Consider the following 20,352-nt stretch of genomic DNA (forward strand, 5'->3'; position numbering starts at 1 on the left):
CCCAGTGATTTTTTTTATGTTTACAAATTCGCCATCTACGTCTCGACAAATTTTAACAGTTACCAAGCTAAATCGCTTAGCCAGAACCGTATTAGAAGGCGAAATCGGCCTTATCTGGCTATCGGCTGAAATATCCAATTTTGTGGCAGCGGCTTCTGGACATTGGTATTTCACGCTGAAAGATAACAAAGCGCAGGTGCGCGCGGCCATGTTCAAGGGATCGAACCGCAATGTTCGCATTCGCCCTAAAGAAGGCGACAAAATTTTAGTGCGCGCGTCGGTTGGCCTTTACGAAGCACGCGGCGACTATCAACTGGTTGTCGAACACATGGAAAGCGATGGCGAAGGTGCGCTTAAGCAAGCATTCGAAGCCTTAAAGTTCAAACTCAACAATGAAGGCTTGTTCGATACTGCTAACAAGCGTGCGCTACCTGAGCGTATTAATCGCATCGGCGTAATAACTTCATCAAGCGGTGCAGCGCTTCACGATGTATTAAGTGTATTAAAACGACGAAGCCCACAAACCGAAATTATTGTTTATCCGTCGATGGTTCAGGGTGAAACCGCACCTTTACAGTTAATTAATGCGTTAAGAACGGCTAACCGCCGCGCAGAAGTGGATGTGCTGTTACTTACGCGAGGCGGAGGTTCATTAGAAGATTTGTGGTGTTTTAATGATGAAAGCTTGGCAAGAGAAGTCGCTGCAAGTGCTTTGCCCATAGTTAGCGCCGTAGGCCATGAGGTAGACTTCACCATTAGTGACTTCGTCGCTGATGTTCGCGCCCCTACCCCATCTGCTGCTGCCGAAATCTTAAGTCAGGATTCTGCCGCTCTTTACCAAACGTTAAGTCAGCAAAAGCAACGCTTAGCAAGGGCAATACATCAGTATCTTCAAACGAGTAAACAACAGCTTGTTTTAAAGAAACAACGGTTAAATGCGTTGCATCCACAAAGCCGCATTCAATCGCAGTGGCAAACGTTAGACAGACTACAACTTCGTTTAGCGCATAAGATGCAAAACGACTTGGCAAAAGCAGAGAAGCAATTACAAGGTCTTGATTACAGGCTAAACAAACAATCGCCATCAGCAAACGTGGCGCGTGCAAAAGACAAATTAAACTATGTTAGCACTAAGCTCTTATCAAGCATGAATACACTTATTAGAAGCAAAAAAAATGAACTTGGTGGTAAAGTTAGCCTCTTACAATCCGTAAGTCCTCTTTCAACGCTCGCACGTGGTTACAGCATTACTTTGTCCGACAAAACAGCCATTAATAGCGTGAATAAAGTAAATGTAGGTGATGAGATAAAATCTCGGGTGACTGACGGTGAAATAACCAGTACAGTGACAAACATTCAGCGGCAATAGGTAGCCTTTAGTATTATGCCCGTTCAAGTAAACGCGTTTTCCTTTTCCAGTATTTACCAGCGGGCCTGTGCATTTTGGAGCCTAAAGTCACTGCGGTTCGCTGTACCAAAAATTTTGACACCTTTGTGCGTTTTTGTTCTGTTATTAGTGCCTGACTTCACCTTTGCTTCTATGGTCAATCAACCTGTCTCTGTTTTTTCTACCTACCCAAGCGAGACGTTACTCAGGGCTTGTGGAGCCCAGCGAGCATTAAGCGAAGCTAATGCTTCACAATCCACTAACTTGTGTTTTGAAGATGCTATTTCGCCGGACAGCTTTATTAAACTTCTAAGCGAATCAGGAGAATTCAGTCATTTGTTCCCTTATGGCGAAGGAAACGACTACGAACTATTGATTGCTAACGTTGGCGCAGCGCCTGGCATGCATCGACAGCACGCAAAACAATTTGCAGAATTCACTCTACAATGGCGAGGGATAGAAATTGATTCATCTTCATTTGATGCGAGTGCCGTTGAGAACAAAGATGTGAAAACGGAAACCCCTTTAGCCGAAGAAGAAGCGCAATCGTTGATTGCCCGCTGGATTCAACATGCCAAACATACTGGATTATTTACCAGCCAGTTTTTGTTTGACGCGCTAGAAGCCAGCGACTATAAAGGAGGATTACAGGTACCAAGCGCCATTGGCGACTTCACTAAATTAGATACTCAGTTATACCCAGACCCGTTTAACGGTGCAATTACTCGCTATATACACCCTGAGTTTGAAGATGCGCTCGTTGATGTCACCGTATATCCCTTTTTAGATCAGCTTTCTTTAGATGAAAACGAGCTACTTCCTAAGCAACTAGAAAGTGATCTGCAAAGAGCTAGTGCTACAGCCGATTTACAGCAGTTAACTTTGTCTCAAATCAGTCCAGCCTCACGCTACGAGGTTAACAGCGCATTAAGAGGATGGAGATTGGGGCTGAGCGCGGCATCTGAAACATCACCAACAATTTACGCGACAACCTATGTCTTTAAGCTACAAGATAAAATCGTAAAAGTGTCTACGACTTTTCCTCCTGACTTTTCAGACAATATTGTCAATCAGTTAATCGTGAAGGTTGAAGTGCCGCGAGAATCTGAAATGATGAAAAAGGTTCGTACCTTGCTCTTGGAGAGCCAGCTCTAAGCTTTTCGCACTCCGTTTCGTTTTGTAAACGATAATCTCAGTCTTGGTTTTTTTTCTATGTCACTGCTGAGAATATAGACCGTCTGCTGTTCCTCGGGTTTGTATCTGTCAAACCAGTTATACATTTGATTTTTTTGAAGTATGGGCGAGCTTCTAAATAATTTTTCTACTGACAAAATAACGTCCGATTTCAATTAACTACAGTGCGTTTTCCTTAAGCCTAAGCACATGTAGCAGCAAAAAAGGGGCCAACACTTGCCTGTAAAGTAATGCTTCATTCATAAAGGGGCAAGACGGTATTACTACAAGTGGCGAGCAACGCAAAAACTACGAATAGCGTAAAGTCTACAACTCAATTGTAATTATGAATCAGCGAGAGGGAGAGAGAGTAAAGGCGCTACTTCAACTAAATGAGAAATAGCGCCTTAATTTTTAGAGGTGCTTTTAGAGTTACTTTTTGTCTTTGTAGTAAGACATCATACGGCGGCGCTTACGCTGCTGCGCCAAGGTCAAATTAGCCTTCTTACCTTCAAACGGGTTGTTGCCTTCTCTGAATTCTATCTTGATAGGCGTGCCCATAATTTCTAGTGCTCTTCTGAAATAATTCATTAAGAAACGTTTGTAAGAGCTTGGTAAGTCATCAACCTGATTGCCGTGAATAACAATAACGGGCGGGTTGTAACCACCTGCGTGGGCATATTTCATTTTAACCCGACGGCCGCGAACAAGCGGTGGCTGATGGTCGTCCTGTGCCATTTCCATAATCTGAGTAAGCAACGCAGTGTTAATGCGCTTGGTCGCGCTCATGTAGGCTTCTTGCACTGATTCGAATAGGTTGCCCACACCCGAGCCGTGAAGCGCTGAAATAAAGTGAATACGGGCAAAGTCGACAAAGCCCAAGCGTCGGTCCATTTCACGCTTTATGTCGTCTTTCACGTCGATACTTAGCCCATCCCATTTATTCACAGCAACAACTAGCGAGCGCCCTGAATTCAAAACAAAACCAAGTAAGCTTAAATCTTGATCAGTAATGCCTTCTCTGGCATCGATAACTAATAGCACGACGTTTGCTTCTTCAATTGCTTGAAGGGTTTTTACGATAGAAAACTTCTCTACGGCTTCACTGATCTTTCTGCGCTTTCTTACACCAGCAGTGTCAATAAGAATGTATTCGCGTTCATCCCTTTCCATAGGAATATAGACGCTGTCACGGGTTGTACCCGGCATATCATACACAACAACCCGCTCTTCACCTAAAATGCGGTTTGTTAGTGTAGATTTACCTACATTTGGCTTTCCTACAATAGCTAGCTTAATAGGCAACTCTTGTAGACGCTGACGCTGAGCTTCAGCATCTTCTTCTTCCTCTGGCTCTTCGTCGACGATTTCCATGTCTGGAAAGTCGGCTTCCAGCGGCTTCAGGGCGTCCTGCAGTAATTGGCTAACGCCACGGCCATGAGCCGCTGCAATTTGCTTTATCTCGCCTAAACCTAAAGAATAAAATTCTGCGCTTTCACTATCGCCGTCGATACCGTCCACTTTGTTGGCTACAACAAACACTTTTTTATTTATACGCCTGAGGTGATCGGCAATCCCTTGGTCGGCGGGTAGCATCCCAGCTCTTGCATCAACCAAAAATAAAACCACATCGGCTTCTTCGATCGCCAATAAAGACTGCTGCGCCATTTCGGCATCAATACCTTCTTCATCACCTGTAATACCGCCGGTATCAACAACAATGAACTGGCGCTTTTCAAACTTCGCTTGGCCGTATTTACGGTCGCGAGTTAACCCAGGGTAATCTGCAACAAGTGCATCACGGGTATTAGTGAGGCGATTAAACAAGGTTGATTTGCCAACATTAGGGCGGCCTACCAAAGCAACAACGGGTAACATTTATCAGATCCTAAGGGTCATGAAAGCTAAAAAGCACAAGCCGCATACACATTGTAATCAAGTAACGTTTAGGAAGTCTGTTCTCTAACGATTCAGAATTTGCGATGAGGCTTTAAAGAATGGGCGCATTATACCTTGTTCACTACCTAATACCAATCCGCATAGATAATTGCCCACTCAGCGAGAATTAAAATGTTCGTAATCGCGGCGTGTTACCGCAGGTATTGTGGTTCTACATCAAGGTAAAAATATTCATGCCAAGCTACGAATTGAATAACAAATAAAAAGGGCGTTCTAGGTCACACCTAAAACGCCCTTAAAGGGATGTATTAAATTATGAAGTGCTAGTTTGGCGTGCGTACCGAGACTACTTCGCCATTTCTAGTCACAGCAATAATATTACCGTTAACGTTCAGCGGTGCCGCGAAAATAGCGTCATCTTCGTCATCACCGCCCACATCTAGTCGAGCCACTACCTCACCAGATTCTTGCTCTATCCAATGTAAGAAGCCCCAGTTGTCACCTACTACAATATGCTCGCCCACCGGGGTCGCTGCAGTTAGCGAACGCTGTTTGAGCAGCCCCTGAGACCACAACTCTACGCCATTTCGTCTGTCAAGGGCATAAACATTAGAGTTGTTGTCTACAACAAAAATACTGTTGCCATTGATATTCAGATTGCGGAATGATGCGTATTCACGCTTCCAAATAACGCGACCTGAACGAAGCTCTACAGCAGCCAATGTGCCGTTATAAGAAACGGTGTAAATTATTCCGCCATAAAGTACTGGGGTAGTATCAACATCGACAATACGTTCAAGTTCTGTCGCGCCAGAAGGTGTTCCAATTACCGTTTCCCAAGCGAGAACACCGGTTTCAATAAGGTTTACTTGAATTTTACCGGTCGAGGTACCCACAATAACGCCGCCGTTTGAAGCAATGGGGCCTGAGATACCGCGAAGCGTTAATGGAGGGGTATCGCCCTCGTGTCTCCACATTTGCTCGCCGGTTCGGGTATTAAAGCCAAACAAACTTCCAGCGCCAGTGTTGACCACAAGGATCCCCTCATCAGCAGCTGGGGCTGCAAGAATTTCTCCAGGTACCGTCGCTTCCCACACAAGCTCACCTGTTTCTGCGTCCATTGCCGCTACATAGCCATTTTCAGTACCGATGAATACATGTCTATCTGCAACAGAAATACCGCCAATACGGGCTGTTTCACCACTTTGCCATAGCTTAGTGATTGAACTCATCATGCCTTCAGAACGAAACTGTGCGAAGTCTTTTTCCCACAACACCTTTCCTGTATCAGGCTCCATCGCGACAACAGTGCCATGACGATCAGCAGCAAAAAGCTTGTCATAAGCATATACAGGGCGCAGACGTGAGAAGTAATGGTCTACACCATCACCAATATCACGGTCCCACACTAATTCAGGAGTAAACTTAGCTTCAATCGGCTTTAAACGACGAATTTCCAGTTCTTCTTCATCTGCAAACCAGTCTGAAATCGTAGAGCAGCCAGACATTGTGATAGACACTGCCAGTGCCATACCTATCGTGCGAGCAAATCGACCTTTACGGCCACACGTGTTGTGAAACAAATTGCGTACCTCTTTATTATTTACACCAGCCCAGTGGGCATCGCTTACTGTGCAGCAGAAACCGACAGGTTATCTAACTTCATTTGTAAAAGCGGATTGTTGGCATTTTTTTCTAACGCATTTGAATAAGCTAAACGAGCATCGTCAAACTTGCCTTGTTTTTGATACACATCGCCTTTTAGTTCAGAAACCTCTGCTGTAAATGCGTCGTTAGTAACATTGCTAAGCGTAGACAACGCCGCATCAAGCTGGTTCATTTCAATTTGCACCCGAGACAAACGAAGCGACGCTAGCACCTTCATTTCATCGTTTTCAGCAAAGGTAACAACGCTATTTAGGTGCGAAGCAGCAGCATCTAAATCGCCTGCATCTACCGCTTGCTTAGCCGCAAGAAGGCTGGCAATACTCGCATACCCGCTATCTTTATTTTCTTCGATGAAGGCCTTAACTTTCGCGTCACTTCCTTCGGTGCCAAATGTTTCTACCGCATTTTGATACGCAACCGATGCAGCTTCTTTATTTTCAATTTGCGCTTCAGAATACGCTCTCCAGCCCCATAAGCCGCCTAAACCTAGCGCAGCGCCGACGATAATAGCTGTACCGTGCTCTTTCCAAAAACGCTTAATCGCTTCTACTTGTTGTTCTTCTGTTGCGAACTGTTCCATGATGTCCTCTTTTTATTTTGCGCTCAGCATCTCTGCAACCTTACCAGATAAGGCATCAAAGCTGACCGTAACTTGTTCTTGACCGTCGCGCAGTGGTTTAACACCGACTTCGCGAGACTGCATTTCATCATTACCTAAAAGCAGCGCTAAACGTGCTCCTGTTTTATCTGCACGCTTCAATTGTTTCTTAAAGTTACCGCCGCCACAATGCATCATTACGCGCGTATTAGGAAGGGTATTTCGTAGATGTTCCGCCACTTCAATTGCGTAAGACTGTGCATCGTCACCCATTGCCGTGACATATATGTCAGCGAAGCTCGTATCCTGACCTTCTTCTGTAAGTGTTGTCAACAACAGCACTAAACGCTCAATGCCCATAGCAAAACCAACCGCAGGTGTAGCTTTACCGCCTAACTGCTCAACTAAGCCATCGTAACGACCGCCAGCACATACTGTACCTTGTGCACCTAGGCTATCGGTAACCCATTCAAACACTGTACGGTTGTAGTAATCTAACCCACGTACTAGGCGAGGGTTTATTTCGAACTCGATACCAGCTTGGGTTAAGCGTGCACAGAGCGTATCAAAATGTGCTTTTGATTCTTCATCAAGATGATCGATTAGCGCTGGCGCATCGGCTATAGCTGCTTGCACATCAGGGTTCTTAGAATCGAGTACCCGAAGTGGGTTCGTTTCAAGTCGACGTAACGAATCTTCGTCAAGTTGGTCTGCGCGTTCTTTTAAGAATTCAACCAGCGTATCGCGATAAGCCGCACGCGCTTCGTTTGAACCTAAAGTATTTATTTGTAGCTTTACATGCTGATCGATGCCAAACGCTTTCCAAAAACGTGCGCTAAGAAGAATAACTTCCAAATCGATGTCAGGGCCGTCCATGCCGTAGGTTTCTACACCAAATTGATGGAACTGGCGATAGCGACCTTTTTGTGGACGTTCGTGCCTGAACATGGGCCCCATATACCACAAGCGCTGCTGCTGGTTGTATAATAAACCGTGTTCGTTACCTGCACGTACGCAACTTGCGGTTCCTTCAGGGCGCAGCGTCAAGCTATCGCCATTTCTATCTTCGAAGGTGTACATCTCTTTTTCAACGATATCGGTAACTTCACCGATAGAACGTTTGAATAGGTCAGTGCTTTCAACGATGGGAGTACGTATTTCTTGGTAACCGTAGCTCGCCACCACTTGACGAAGTACAGATTCTACCTTCTGCCATGTACCGGAAATCTCCGGTAGGCAGTCATTCATGCCTCGAATTGCCTGAATAGTTTTAGCCACGTGAAATTCTCATACTGCTAAATAGTGAAAAGCCCCGCATTATAGGGGCTTTGGGAATAAACAACAATGAACAAAAATTCTCTTAGTCTTTTACCGAGACCTGAATTTTGTTTTGCTCACTCATGCGTGATGCCTTGGCGCGAATTTTGGCTTCTAACTTGTCGACCAAATCATCGTTTGGAAGGCGTTCTTTTACGCGCTTTCCGTCTTCGTAAAGACCGCTCATATTGCGCGCGCCAGTAAGGCCCAAATCAGACACTTCGGCCTCGCCAGGACCGTTTACTACACAACCAATGATAGACACGTCCATTGGAGTAAGAATATCTTCTAGCCGTTGCTCTAGTGCGTTTACGGTGCCAATAACATCGAACTCTTGTCTAGAACAGCTCGGGCACGCTATAAAGTTAATACCGCGAGAGCGAATGCGAAGTGACTTCAAAATATCAAAGCCTACTTTTATCTCTTCTACTGGGTCGGCCGCCAGTGAAACACGAAGGGTATCGCCGATGCCTTCGGCTAAAAGCATGCCTAGCCCCACCGCACTCTTAACGGCACCTGCGCGCTGTCCGCCAGCTTCAGTAATACCTAAGTGTAGAGGTTGATCAATTTGTTGCGCCAGCAAGCGATATGCGCCGACGGCAAGAAAAACATCCGATGCTTTAACACTGACTTTGAACTGGTCAAAATTGAGTTTATCTAAAATGTCTACATGGCGCATAGCCGACTCGACAAGGGCTTCTGGCGTGGGTTCACCGTACTTTTCTTGTAAATCTTTTTCTAACGAGCCACCGTTTACACCAATTCGGATAGGGATGTTTTTGTCTTTTGCACAATCAACAACCGAACGCACTCGCTCCATGTTACCGATATTTCCCGGATTGATGCGCAGGCAGTCCACACCGTATTCCGCTACTTTAAGCGCAATGCGATAGTCAAAGTGAATGTCTGCAACGAGTGGCACACTTACCTGTTGCTTAATCTCTTTAAAGGCTTCAGCAGCCTCCATTGTAGGAACTGATACACGAACTATTTCGCCGCCCACAGCAACAATACGGTTTATTTGATCAACAGTCGCAGCAACATCAGTGGTGCGGGTATTTGTCATAGATTGAACAGCGATGGGAGCGCCATCACCTATGGGAACGTTACCTACATTTATGCGCGTAGACTTTCTGCGCTTAATAGGGCTTTCTGCAAACATCTAATTACCTATAAAGGAAGTACAAAGCGAGCTGTTCTGCCATTTTGATATGGAGAAATATCAACAGCGTCGCCGTTAACTGATATGCGCACATTATCCGGTGCGCCGAGCGTAACTTCAACAGGAGGAACGCCCTGAATTTCCATTACACGACCTTTTTGTTTTACCCCGTAAGCAATGGCTTCACCGGTACCATCTTTAATATTAACCCAGCAGTCATCGTCAAAGGTGAAAACCATCGATATTGGCGCCGCGTCAGCTTGAGTGTCTAACGAAGCTTTCGGCTAACAAATCATTATCGCTATCTGACGCATTTACCAGTGCGGTTAGGTTGTTACTGTCATCAACTGCAGTATCAGGAGAAGAAATGGCCCCATCGTCTAGGTCACCGCCTTGGGTAAAACCATTACTCTGGTCACTAACATCGCTATTTTCACCTACTTTGGCAGCGTCATCGGAGCCTGCATCAGAAGCATTATTCGTTTGAAATGAATCCTGCTCTTGCGTTAGTGATGTGTCAGACGCGTCGCCTTGGAAAGAGTTAGCACCGCCTATATCTCCCGTTGCAGCCCCATTTTCTGAAGAAATTGGTGTGTTTGCCGCCTCTCTCTTTACAGCCTCATTTAAAGGCAGTTCAGAAACGGCATCGTCGCTTGGCTGTTGATACCACCACACGACAACCCCCGCGATGATGAGAAGTAAGATTGCATACGTCACCATCATCCAACGGTCATCGTGTGTCTGTTTTGCGACACGTTTAGAGAAACTCTGTAGTTTTTCCGAGGAAGGCACTGATGTTTGATTATGGAAACGTTCAAACGCCTCTATAACCTCATGGGAATTCATTCCCAATTGTTTGGCATAATTCCTGACGTAGCCTTTAGTAAAAGTAACTGAAGAGTTTTCATCAATTACATCACTTTCTAAATCATTGATTTGTTGAGCCTTTAAAAACAATTTATCGGCAATATCTTGCTGAGACAAACCTAGCTTTTCGCGACGTGCTTTAAGCATTGCCCCTGGGCTTGGCGCATTTTCTTGATGTTGCGAAGTTACTTCTTTATTCGCGTTTTCTTCTGACACCATTAAACCTTATTCCTCCTGCATACTTGGTGGTACTAACCAAAGCGTCTGACCAGCAATAATAGCGCCAGTATTCTCTAGGTTATTCCACTTTTGCAGTGTTGCCATTCTTATATTGTGCAATAAAGAAATACGATATAAGTTTTCACCCTCTTTTACTACATGGAATTTATCGTTATTCTCAGATAATTCAGTGTTTTTCTCGTCACCTTCATCTGCTACTGAGGCGACAGGCTTTTGCTTAACGCTTGTCTCCTGAATTGGTTGGTTAATTGCGTCTTCATTAAAAGACGCAGACTCACTCGCTATTTCGCTAGTTTGCTGCGGGGCTTTTTCTTTAGTTGCTTGTTCAACAGTGACCTCTTGTGCCTTTTCTGCATTATTAGAAGCCTTAGAGGTTTTTACGATTTTCTTTTGTAACCGCTCCCGCTGGACTGTATATAGCTTCGTGAGTTCACTTTCAGGAAACAGCGATAACATCATATCGCCATACCCCGCGGCCTTTTCCACATCACCCTTGCCTTTGGCAATCTCGTAAGACAACCACAAAGAATCTGGTGTAACCTTCGCAACCCTTTGGTACTTTTGAAGTGTTGATTCAGCTAGGTCCCACTGTTGTGACACTATATAGAGTTCACTAAGCAAAAATAACGTCTTACCTCGGGCTGGTTGGTGCTGCAAAGCATCTTCAAAGTAACCAATTGCCTCATCGAGCTTCCCTTGGCTTTGAGCACACAAGGCCAAGTTTTCGTAGGTTTGCGCTGCGTTCGCATACAGACGGTTATTAATCGCTTCAAAGAAGTACGCTTTGGCTTTTTCGTAATCGCCATTTTGGCACTTAAATGCCCCATAACTGTTGGCAATATCACCATTGTTGGGAGCTAGGTCAATAGCAGTTTTGTAAAACTCTTCAGCCCTCAGGTTATCACCTACTAGCTGATAGTAATATGCCATAGCGTACTGTACATCTGCGGAGCGAGGGTTAAACTCAAGCGCCTTGTCGAGGTTCTTTTTCGCCTGCGTGTAGTTATTATTTTGTAGGTAGGTAAGACCAAGAGACATACGCGTTTTGGCGGCTTCTTCGTGATCGAAGTTACCACCATACATGCCTGACTGACCGTTGCTAACACAACCAGCAGCGAGTATTACCGCGCTTAATAATCCAACTCTAAGTGAAGTTCGCAATCCTGCAACCATAGTCTTACCCTATTATCTTAATGATTATTGGGCCATTTTTACTGAAATTGCTTCACCCTTCACCTGTTTTTTTAACAATCTTTTCGTTCTGTCTACTACATCGCCCACTAATTGACCACATGCCGCGTCAATATCATCGCCACGAGTTTTACGCACAACTGTCGTAAACCCATATTCCATAAGCACTTTTGAGAATCTATCAATGCGCGAATTGCTAGAACATGTGTATGGCGAACCCGGGTATGGATTAAAAGGTATTAAATTTATTTTACTAGGGGTGTCTTTCAATACCTTAGCCAGCTGATGCGCTTGTTCTGTGCTGTCATTAATGTTTGAAAGCATAACGTATTCTACCGTCACGCGACCTTGGTTAGCTTTAGACTTAGCCAGATAACGACGTACGCCTGCCAAGAAGGCTTCTATATTGTATTTTTTATTAACCGGTACAATTTCATTACGCAGTTCGTCGGTGGGCGCATGTAGTGAAATAGCAAGTGCCACGTCAATCTGATCGCCTAGCATATCAAGTGCAGGTACAACGCCAGATGTACTTAGCGTAACGCGGCGCTTAGATAAACCAAAGCCAAAGTCGTCTAGCATGATATCCATGGCCGGCACTACGTTTTTGAGATTCAGAAGCGGCTCACCCATACCCATCATTACTACATTGGTAATTGGGCGTTTGCTTGAATCTTTTGATAGACCAAGGAAAGTAGCTACACGCCATACCTGACCAATAATTTCGCTCACGCTCAGGTTACGGTTGAAACCCTGTTGCGCCGTTGAACAGAAGGTACACTCTAGGGCACAACCTACTTGTGAAGATACGCATAAAGTCGCACGATCAGTTTCAGGGATCCAAACTGACTCAACTTCCTGACCGCCTTCAAGGGTAAGTGCAAACTTAATAGTGCCGTCGCTCGCTTCTTGAAAGTAAGCAATTTCAGGCGCTTTAATCTCACAATTTTCAATCAGCATCGCGCGAAGGTTTTTGTTGAGGTTACTCATTTCCTCGAAATCGCTAACACCGTGCTGGTAAATCCATTTCATTACCTGGTCGGCACGAAATGGCTTCTCGCCCATTTCTTTAAAGAAATTGCGCAAGCCTTCGCGATTTAAGTTTAATAAGTTAGTTTTTGCCATGAATAAGATGACCCTTTTACCTTCGAGGGGTGCCCCTCTGACTGCTGAATATGGTGTATAAACCAGCGATTCGGTTATGCCTTAAGCGACATTTAAGAAAAACAAATACGCTGATTAAAATTTGCGCGGATTTTACCACAGATGAGATTTGAGAAAAAGCCGATTTAACGCAGAGAAACGTTAAGTTTGGCGATGCGCGAGAAGCGTGGTTTACCTCGCCTAAATGAGCGCTGAGCAAAGCAGCATAAAGCGTGTATCTATCTTCTGAGAATCTGAGCGCGCTTTAGGCAATGCGCGAGAAGCGTGGTTTAGCTCGCCTAAATGAGCGCCGAGCAAAGCAGTATAAAGCGTGCATCTTTCTTCTGAGTGACTGAGCGCGCTTTAGGCAATGCGCGAGAAGCGTGGTTTAGCTTGCCTAAATGAGCGCCGAGCAAAGCAGCATAAAGCGTGTATCTATCTTCTGAGAATCTGAGCGCGCTTTAGGCAATGCGCGAGAAGCGTGGTTTAGCTTGCCTAAATGAGCGCCGAGCAAAGCAGCATAAAGCGTGCTCAGGCGCTCAGAAACAAAAAACGGGGCTTATAGCCCCGTTTATCTACATACGTAATCTTAGCGAGTACGTGGGCAGATTTCTTCTTCAGAGAAGAAGTAAGCAATTTCACGTGCTGCTGACTCAGGTGCGTCAGAACCGTGAACTGCGTTTTCGTCGATTGACGCAGCGTAGTCTGAACGAAGTGTACCTGCAGCTGCGTCAGCTGGGTTAGTTGCGCCCATGATTTCACGGTTAGCTAGAACTGCATTTTCGCCTTCTAGTACTTGAACCATAACTGGACCAGACGTCATGAAGTCTACAAGTGCGCCGAAGAAAGGACGCTCTTTGTGTTCTGCATAGAAGCCTTCTGCTTGCTCTTTGCTCATGTGGATCATCTTAGACGCCACGATGCGAAGACCTGCAGATTCGAAACGGTTGTAAATTGCACCGATTACGTTTTTAGCTACCGCATCAGGCTTGATAATCGAAAAAGTACGCTCAAGAGCCATGTTCTCTCTCCAAACAAATAGTGTATGTATCTTTAAATTTTGGCCGCGAATTATAGGCAATTAATAACGGCTTGACCAGCGCCTTTTTAAATTCGGCGTAACGTATTGTTTTTACTTGCAATGTAGCGTCAGATTAACCCGCTAGCTGTGACAATATGATGACAGAGTATACATTATTTTGTGAAGGCAGATATTTTAAAGCAATAATATCTGCACTTACTGTGGCTGCTATCGGTGATGAACGTTAAGTGAGATGACTAACCCATCGATAAAGTACTAGGTTTTAGACGTTAGCTTTTGCAAGCTCTTGAATTTTACCCACTATAGCCCGTAAACCGTTACCTCGGGTTGGGGTAATATGACGCTCAAGATCTAGCGCTTCAAAGTAACCGTCGATATCAAACGCTAAAATTTCCTTAGGCGTTTTGTCATTATAAGCGGCAAGAACTAACGCAAGAAGGCCTTGAACGATAACTGCATCGCTGTCGACATCAAAGTTGACTTTGTTACCGTCGTAAGACTCAACCAGCCACACGCTGCTCTGACACCCTTTGACCAAACGCTCGGGAGTTTTAGCATCTTCAGGCAAGCCCGGAATAGATTTCCCTAAATCAATGATGTACTGATAACGCTGTTCCCAATCGTCGAAGAACGCTAAATCATCAATAATTTCGTCACTGCTAGGTAGTTGCATTGCTATTTCCGTAATTGTGTAAAAATAATTATAGGTAGGCGGCTCATCTACCGCTTAAAAGAACAAACCCGCTTCAAGCTGTGCTTCTTCACTCATCATGTCTCGTGACCAAGCTGGGTCGAAAACCAACTCAACGTTCACGTTTTTAACATGAGGAACCATAGCCACACGATATTCCACATCACCTACTAAAACTGGCCCCATACCACAGCCCGGTGCTGTAAGCGTCATATCGATATTTACAGCTCTAGATGCTTGGTCAATATCCACCCTATAGATAAGGCCGAGCGATACTAGGTTGATGGGGATTTCTGGGTCATAGATAGTTTCTAAAGCATCCCACACTTGCTGCTCACTAATGTTGCCATCTTCTGGCGCGTCAAAGCTTAGCATCATGGCTTTACGGCCAATAGCACCAGCATCTGTACCATCAATTCGATACATATTACCACGCCAAGTCACGGTGTAGTTACCACCTAGCTCTTGCGTGATATTAACAAACTCACCTTCGGGTATAACGGTGGGATTGCCTGCAGGAACCAAACGCGCCTTACATTCGCGCTCGGTGGTCACCATTTTTTGCTTCATATACGACTTTGTACTCTTGGTAATACTCGTTGTGGGCTATGAACGCAGGCTTTAGCCCACGTTGAAGCTCTCGCCACACCCACATTCATCAACCACGTTAGGGTTGTTGTACTTGATGACGCCATTCACACCTTCAGTCACGTAATCGATTTCTGTATTACGCAAAAGGTCTGTTGCATCGGCTGCGACAGCCACATTTACAATAGGAGAAATCTCTACAATTTCATCCCCTGATTGTGCGCCATCAGCGAAATCAAGCACGTAAGCATAACCGGTGCAGCCGCTTACTTTTGTTGATAAACGAATTAACTGACCAGGCTTGTCTTTAAGCTTACTTTCGAAATGCTTAACGGCACTGTCAGTTAGCGTAATGAGCTTTGTACTAGGTACGAAAGTTTCAACACTCATAATGCCTCCTTAGGCCAACATCATTTTTGCTTTCTTAAGCGCAGCGAACAAGCTGTCTACTTCTTCAAGCGTATTATAAATTGAGAACGACGCACGGGCAGTACCCGGAATACCAAAGCGTTTCATTAGCGGTTGTGCACAGTTATCACCGGTACGAATTGCCACGCCTTGTCTATCCAGAATGAAGCCTACGTCCGCAGGGTGAGCGCCATCAAGTAGGAAGCTCAGCACCCCTACTTTATTAGGAGCAGTACCAATGATACGCATGCCGTCAAGCGCTTCGGCTTGCTCGGTAGCGTAAGCAAGTAGCTTCTGCTCATGCGCGTGCAGCGCATTAATATCAAGGGCGCTAAACCAATCTACTGCGGCGCCCATACCTATCGCACCTGCAATGTTTGGCGTGCCTGCTTCTAAGCGGTTTGGTAATGCACCCCATGTGGCTTCATGGTAAGTCACATCTTTGATCATCTCGCCGCCTACCTGCCATACTGGCCAGGTTTCAAGCACTTCTTTTTTGCCCCACAGACACCCAATGCCAGTTGGGCCGAATAGCTTGTGGCCTGAAAATGCGTAAAAATCACAGCCAATGTCTTGTACATCAACACCGCCGTGAGCAATGCCTTGTGCGCCATCAACCAGCACCCATGCGCCAACTGCTTTCGCTTTTTGGGTAAGTGTCTTAATTGGGTTAACCGTGCCTAACGCATTCGATACATGGGGAAAAGCCACCAGCTTAGTGTTTTCAGACAGCAATCTGTCGAACGCTTCAACATCAAGCTCACCATTATCGAAAATAGGCACAACGTTTAACGTTGCCCCCGAGCGGCGGCAAGCTTGCTGCCAAGTCACTAAGTTAGCGTGGTGCTCCAGCTCGGTCACCATCACTTCATCGCCTTCAGTAAGTAGCTGACTTAAACCATTAGCGACAATATTAATAGCTTCGGTGGTACCGGCAGTCCAAATGACTTCTTCGCGAACGTTAGCGTTAATAAACGTAGCAACGCTGGTACGTGCATTTTCGTAGCGGCGCGTGGCTTCATCCGATAAATGATGCGCTCCGCGGTGCACGTTTGCGTTCGTACCCGTGTAAAAATCTACCAAGGCGTCAATCACCGCCTGTGGTTTTTGCGTTGTTGCCGCGTTATCGAGGTATACCAGCGGTTTGCCGTCTACCGTTTTCGATAAAATAGGAAACTGGGCACGAAGTGCTGCAACGTCTAAACTCATTTCACCTCCATCTGGGCGAAACGCTCGCTCAAGATAGGCGCAAGCCACTCACGTACTGCTACGTTTGGCACATCGTTGATAAGCTCTTGGATAAAACCGAAGTTCAGCATAACTAGTGCTTTACTACGCGAAATACCACGAGTAAGCATGTAATACAGCGCTTCTTCTTCAATCTCTGCCACAGTCGCACCATGGGCACATTTCACGTCGTCAGCATAAATCTCTAGTTCAGGCTTGGTATTAATGACGCCTCGGCGAGATAGCAATAGATTGCGGTTATTAAGCTCAGCAAGTGTTTTTTGCGCGTCACGATGAATATGAATGCGACCGTTAAATACCGCACGGGCCTTGTCACCAACTATACCGCGCGCGTTTTCTTCTGTTGTACCATTAGGCATCGCGTGCTCAATGGTAGAGTGAAGGTCGAATAGCTCGCCTTCTGCTAGAAGATAAATAGCGTTCATTTTCGCGTCAGCGAATTCACCAGCATGGTGAATATCTACGTCTAAACGAGATAGCTCACTGCCATAGCCCACCATAGTGCTGTTAAGCGTAGTGCGGTTATGAAGCTTAAAGTGGCTGCCGCCTAATTGCTTAGCTTTGCCAGTAAACATAGCAAAACGATAGTGCTCTAGGTGAGCATCATCCGCCAAATCATATTCAGCAAACGCTGTGGTTAAACTTTCCGTATCGCCAAAACCTTGCTCGATAACAGTAGCACTTGCGCCTTCTGCTACTTTCACTACCACGCGCGTATGAGCGTCTACATTTTGTGAAGCCATGTTCACGATGCGTACCGGCGTGTCGATTTTTACGCCTGCTTCAACATTGATAAATATACCGTGTTGGCAAAGCGCGTCGTTAACCAAACCAAACATATGACGGGTTGGCTTAACTTGACCGTAAACACTGCTGATCGCTTGCTGCGTAGCCGAATCATCGGTATTGAGCGACGTAATTGTCATGCCAGCAGGCACGTTCAAGGTGTTTACTTGCGTTACCAATACACCATCAACGAAAATTAAGTCGATAGCATTCAGGTTTTCTATTGCTGGAACTGGCAGGCTGTCTGCTTGAACAGCTTGTTTCGCTTCACGCTTTTCTACAGGCGTGAGCGGCGTAAAACGCCAGCTTTCGTTTCTACGGGCTGGCCAACCATCAGCTTTTAACTTTTCTAAGGCCTGCTGACGCACGGGCGCTAAGTAATCGGAGATTTGCGCCGCATCAATGACCTGTTCTAGCCATTGACTCATGCTTCAGCCTCCTCGTACGCTTTACCTAGGAATGCATATCCGCTCTTCTCGACTTCTAGCGCTAGTGACGCGTCACCGCTTTTCACAATTTTGCCGTCGGCAAGAATGTGTACAAAGTCAGGCTTGATATAGTCTAGAAGACGCTGATAGTGGGTAACAACGATGAAGCTTCGCTCGCCATCGCGCTGGCTGTTAACGCCATCGGCAACAACCTGAAGTGCGTCAACGTCAAGGCCAGAGTCAGACTCATCAAGAATACAAAGCGTTGGCTCAAGCAAAATCATTTGCATGATTTCGTTACGCTTCTTCTCACCGCCAGAGAAACCTTCGTTTACACCGCGCTTCAAGAAATCCAATGGAAGCTGTACTTGCTTACACGCTTCTTTTGCTTTCTTCAAAAACTCAGCAGCAGTTAATGGCGCTTCGCCGCGCTGTTCGCGCATAGCGTTAACCGACTCTTTCATGAATTCCATATTGCTTACGCCAGGAATTTCAACTGGGTATTGGAACGCAAGGAAAAGGCCTTCACGGGCACGCTCTTCTACTTCAAGCTCTAATAGGTCTTTACCGTTAAGCGTGGCTTCGCCTTCGCTTACTTCGTAGCCGTCACGACCAGATAGGACGTAGCCTAGTGTACTTTTACCGGCACCGTTGGGGCCCATGATAGCGTGTACTTCACCAGGTTTAACTTCAAGGTTAAGACCTTTAATGATGTTTTTCTCTTCCACGCTGGCATGTAAATTCTTGATACTAAGCATTGATTACCCCACTGAACCTTCAAGACTAATTTCGAGCAGCTTGCCGGCTTCTACGGCAAATTCCATTGGCAGCTCTTTGAATACTTCTTTACAGAAACCGTTAACAATCATAGAAACGGCCTTTTCTGTGTCTAAGCCACGTTGCTGACACAGGAATAATTGTTCGTCGCTCACCTTCGATGTTGTTGCTTCGTGCTCAACAATGGCTGAAGGGTTGCGGCTTTCGATATACGGGAATGTGTGCGCGCCACATTTGTCACCGATAAGTAGCGAGTCACACTCGGTGAAGTTACGTGCGCCGTCTGCGCGAGGGCCCATTTGAACCAGCCCGCGATAGGCGTTGTTACTGTTACCCGCTGAGATACCTTTAGAGATAATGGTCGACTTGGTATTTTTACCCACGTGGATCATCTTAGTTCCGGTATCAGCCTGCTGGCGACCGCGCGTTAGCGCTACTGAGTAGAATTCACCTACACTGTTGTCGCCTTTAAGTACACAGCTTGGGTACTTCCACGTAACCGCAGAGCCGGTTTCAACCTGTGTCCACGAGATTTTGGCATTAGTATGCGCTACACCACGTTTTGTCACGAAGTTGTAGATACCGCCTTTACCGTTCTCGTCACCTGGGTACCAGTTCTGTACCGTTGAGTATTTAATTTGCGCATCGTCCATTGCCACTAGCTCAACCACTGCCGCATGCAGCTGGTTTTCATCTCGCTGTGGTGCAGTACAACCTTCAAGGTAGCTTACGTAGCTGCCTTCATCAGCAACAATCAAGGTACGCTCGAACTGACCGGTGTTCATTTCGTTAATACGGAAATAAGTAGAAAGCTCCATTGGGCAACGTGTGCCTTTTGGAATATAAACAAATGAACCGTCAGTAAATACAGCGCTATTAAGCGCAGCAAAATAGTTATCTGTGCGCGGCACTACCGAGCCGATGTATTTCTTTACAAGGTCTGGGTACTTCTGTACTGCCTCAGAAATTGGGCAAAAGATCACGCCCGCTTCTTCAAGCTTATCGCGGAACGTAGTTACAACCGATACCGAGTCGAATACCGCATCTACTGCTACGCCTGCCAGCATTTCCTGCTCGTGCAGTGGAATACCCAGCTTTTCGTAGGTGCGAAGTAGTTCAGGGTCAACTTCATCTAGCGACTTAGGCTTATCTTTCATACTCTTTGGTGCCGAGTAATAAGAAATGGCCTGATAATCGATTTTCGGATAGTCGACATGCGCCCAATCAGGCTCTTCCATTTCTAGCCATGCATGATAAGACTTCAAACGCCATTCAAGCATCCATTCAGGCTCGTTTTTCATTGCTGATATGCGGCGGATAACCGACTCGTCCAGGCCGCTTTCAAACGTTTCCGATTCGATCTCTGAATAGAAACCCGCATCGTACTTTCTTTCTAACGCCTGTTCGATCTGTTCACTCATGTTGGGATCTCACTTGTTTGCCTGCATTTGCTGCCACTAACCTTTCTACTTAACTGGCAAATAAATCACCCCACGGTCTTGGTAATTTATATAGACTTTCAACTTCAACAACTTAATTTATTTGGGTAATTCCCCAACAGCATTGTCGAAACTGCCAGTTATATTGCGGACAGCCTAAAATTTTGGTGCCGTAGTATATAATACCCGACTATTTCACTCAAATATTCAGCCATTAATTTATGGCCACTTACGCGTTTTAAACGCTGCTTAAAGGTCAATTTCCTTCAAACGCGCATTAATTTTCTTCCACATTCACGA

The 20,352-nt window shown here is 45.6% G+C and carries 17 protein-coding genes and 1 pseudogene; 2 read left to right on the forward strand and 16 right to left on the reverse strand.

Annotated elements, in window-relative coordinates; genetic code table 11:
- Window positions 1-16 precede the first annotated feature (16 nt).
- Window positions 17-1,369 carry an exodeoxyribonuclease VII large subunit gene (xseA, locus tag ACYX4M_RS00600; protein ID WP_476081445.1) on the forward strand — a complete coding sequence of 451 codons (1,353 nt, stop codon included), beginning with the start codon at window positions 17-19 and terminating at the stop codon, window positions 1,367-1,369.
- Window positions 1,370-1,384: 15 nt separating this feature from the next.
- Window positions 1,385-2,542 carry a hypothetical protein gene (locus ACYX4M_RS00605; protein WP_476081446.1) on the forward strand — a complete coding sequence of 386 codons (1,158 nt, stop codon included), beginning with the start codon at window positions 1,385-1,387 and terminating at the stop codon, window positions 2,540-2,542.
- 450 nt (window positions 2,543-2,992) lie between these two features.
- Here the strand turns inward: ACYX4M_RS00605 and der are convergent, their stop codons facing one another.
- From der to sufB, 16 genes and pseudogenes are all read right to left on the reverse strand, one after another.
- Window positions 2,993-4,438 carry a ribosome biogenesis GTPase Der gene (gene der, locus ACYX4M_RS00610; protein WP_476081447.1) on the reverse strand — a complete coding sequence of 482 codons (1,446 nt, stop codon included), beginning with the start codon at window positions 4,436-4,438 and terminating at the stop codon, window positions 2,993-2,995.
- 344 nt (window positions 4,439-4,782) lie between these two features.
- Window positions 4,783-6,042 carry an outer membrane protein assembly factor BamB gene (gene bamB, locus ACYX4M_RS00615; protein ID WP_476081448.1) on the reverse strand — a complete coding sequence of 420 codons (1,260 nt, stop codon included), beginning with the start codon at window positions 6,040-6,042 and terminating at the stop codon, window positions 4,783-4,785.
- Window positions 6,043-6,086: 44 nt separating this feature from the next.
- Complete coding sequence (locus tag ACYX4M_RS00620) at window positions 6,087-6,707, reverse strand: YfgM family protein (protein WP_476081449.1); 621 nt, start codon at window positions 6,705-6,707, stop codon at window positions 6,087-6,089.
- Window positions 6,708-6,719: 12 nt separating this feature from the next.
- Complete coding sequence (hisS, locus tag ACYX4M_RS00625) at window positions 6,720-8,003, reverse strand: histidine--tRNA ligase (RefSeq protein WP_476081450.1); 1,284 nt, start codon at window positions 8,001-8,003, stop codon at window positions 6,720-6,722.
- Between the two features lie 82 nt (window positions 8,004-8,085).
- A complete protein-coding gene (gene ispG, locus ACYX4M_RS00630) occupies window positions 8,086-9,204 on the reverse strand; it encodes a flavodoxin-dependent (E)-4-hydroxy-3-methylbut-2-enyl-diphosphate synthase (RefSeq protein WP_476081451.1) in 1,119 nt (372 codons plus the stop codon).
- A gap of 8 nt (window positions 9,205-9,212) precedes the next feature.
- Window positions 9,213-10,290, reverse strand: a pseudogene (locus ACYX4M_RS00635) (RodZ domain-containing protein).
- Window positions 10,291-10,296: 6 nt separating this feature from the next.
- Entirely contained in the window at window positions 10,297-11,484 is a 1,188-nt protein-coding gene (pilW, locus tag ACYX4M_RS00640) for a type IV pilus biogenesis/stability protein PilW (protein ID WP_476081452.1), read from the reverse strand.
- Between the two features lie 24 nt (window positions 11,485-11,508).
- A complete protein-coding gene (gene rlmN, locus ACYX4M_RS00645) occupies window positions 11,509-12,627 on the reverse strand; it encodes a dual-specificity RNA methyltransferase RlmN (protein ID WP_012518999.1) in 1,119 nt (372 codons plus the stop codon).
- A 607-nt stretch (window positions 12,628-13,234) separates the two neighbouring features.
- Entirely contained in the window at window positions 13,235-13,666 is a 432-nt protein-coding gene (gene ndk, locus ACYX4M_RS00650) for a nucleoside-diphosphate kinase (RefSeq protein WP_012519000.1), read from the reverse strand.
- A 283-nt stretch (window positions 13,667-13,949) separates the two neighbouring features.
- Entirely contained in the window at window positions 13,950-14,360 is a 411-nt protein-coding gene (locus tag ACYX4M_RS00655) for a SufE family protein (RefSeq protein WP_476081453.1), read from the reverse strand.
- A gap of 54 nt (window positions 14,361-14,414) precedes the next feature.
- Window positions 14,415-14,948 (reverse strand): putative Fe-S cluster assembly protein SufT, encoded by a 534-nt coding sequence (gene sufT, locus ACYX4M_RS00660; RefSeq protein ID WP_476081454.1) that lies wholly within the window; start codon window positions 14,946-14,948, stop codon window positions 14,415-14,417.
- Between the two features lie 51 nt (window positions 14,949-14,999).
- Complete coding sequence (locus ACYX4M_RS00665; RefSeq protein WP_476081455.1) at window positions 15,000-15,356, reverse strand: HesB/IscA family protein; 357 nt, start codon at window positions 15,354-15,356, stop codon at window positions 15,000-15,002.
- A gap of 9 nt (window positions 15,357-15,365) precedes the next feature.
- Window positions 15,366-16,583 carry an aminotransferase class V-fold PLP-dependent enzyme gene (locus tag ACYX4M_RS00670; protein ID WP_476081456.1) on the reverse strand — a complete coding sequence of 406 codons (1,218 nt, stop codon included), beginning with the start codon at window positions 16,581-16,583 and terminating at the stop codon, window positions 15,366-15,368.
- Entirely contained in the window at window positions 16,580-17,836 is a 1,257-nt protein-coding gene (sufD, locus tag ACYX4M_RS00675) for a Fe-S cluster assembly protein SufD (RefSeq protein ID WP_476081457.1), read from the reverse strand. The genes ACYX4M_RS00670 and sufD overlap by 4 nt, the downstream gene beginning before the upstream one ends.
- Entirely contained in the window at window positions 17,833-18,594 is a 762-nt protein-coding gene (gene sufC / locus ACYX4M_RS00680; RefSeq protein ID WP_014977037.1) for a Fe-S cluster assembly ATPase SufC, read from the reverse strand. The genes sufD and sufC overlap by 4 nt, the downstream gene beginning before the upstream one ends.
- 3 nt (window positions 18,595-18,597) lie before the next feature.
- The gene (gene sufB, locus ACYX4M_RS00685; RefSeq protein WP_014950176.1) at window positions 18,598-20,034 is read right to left on the reverse strand and encodes a Fe-S cluster assembly protein SufB; all 1,437 of its coding nucleotides are present in this window, start codon (window positions 20,032-20,034) and stop codon (window positions 18,598-18,600) included.
- Window positions 20,035-20,352 lie beyond the last annotated feature (318 nt).

This window comes from Alteromonas sp. ABV4_150 (assembly GCF_056311745.1).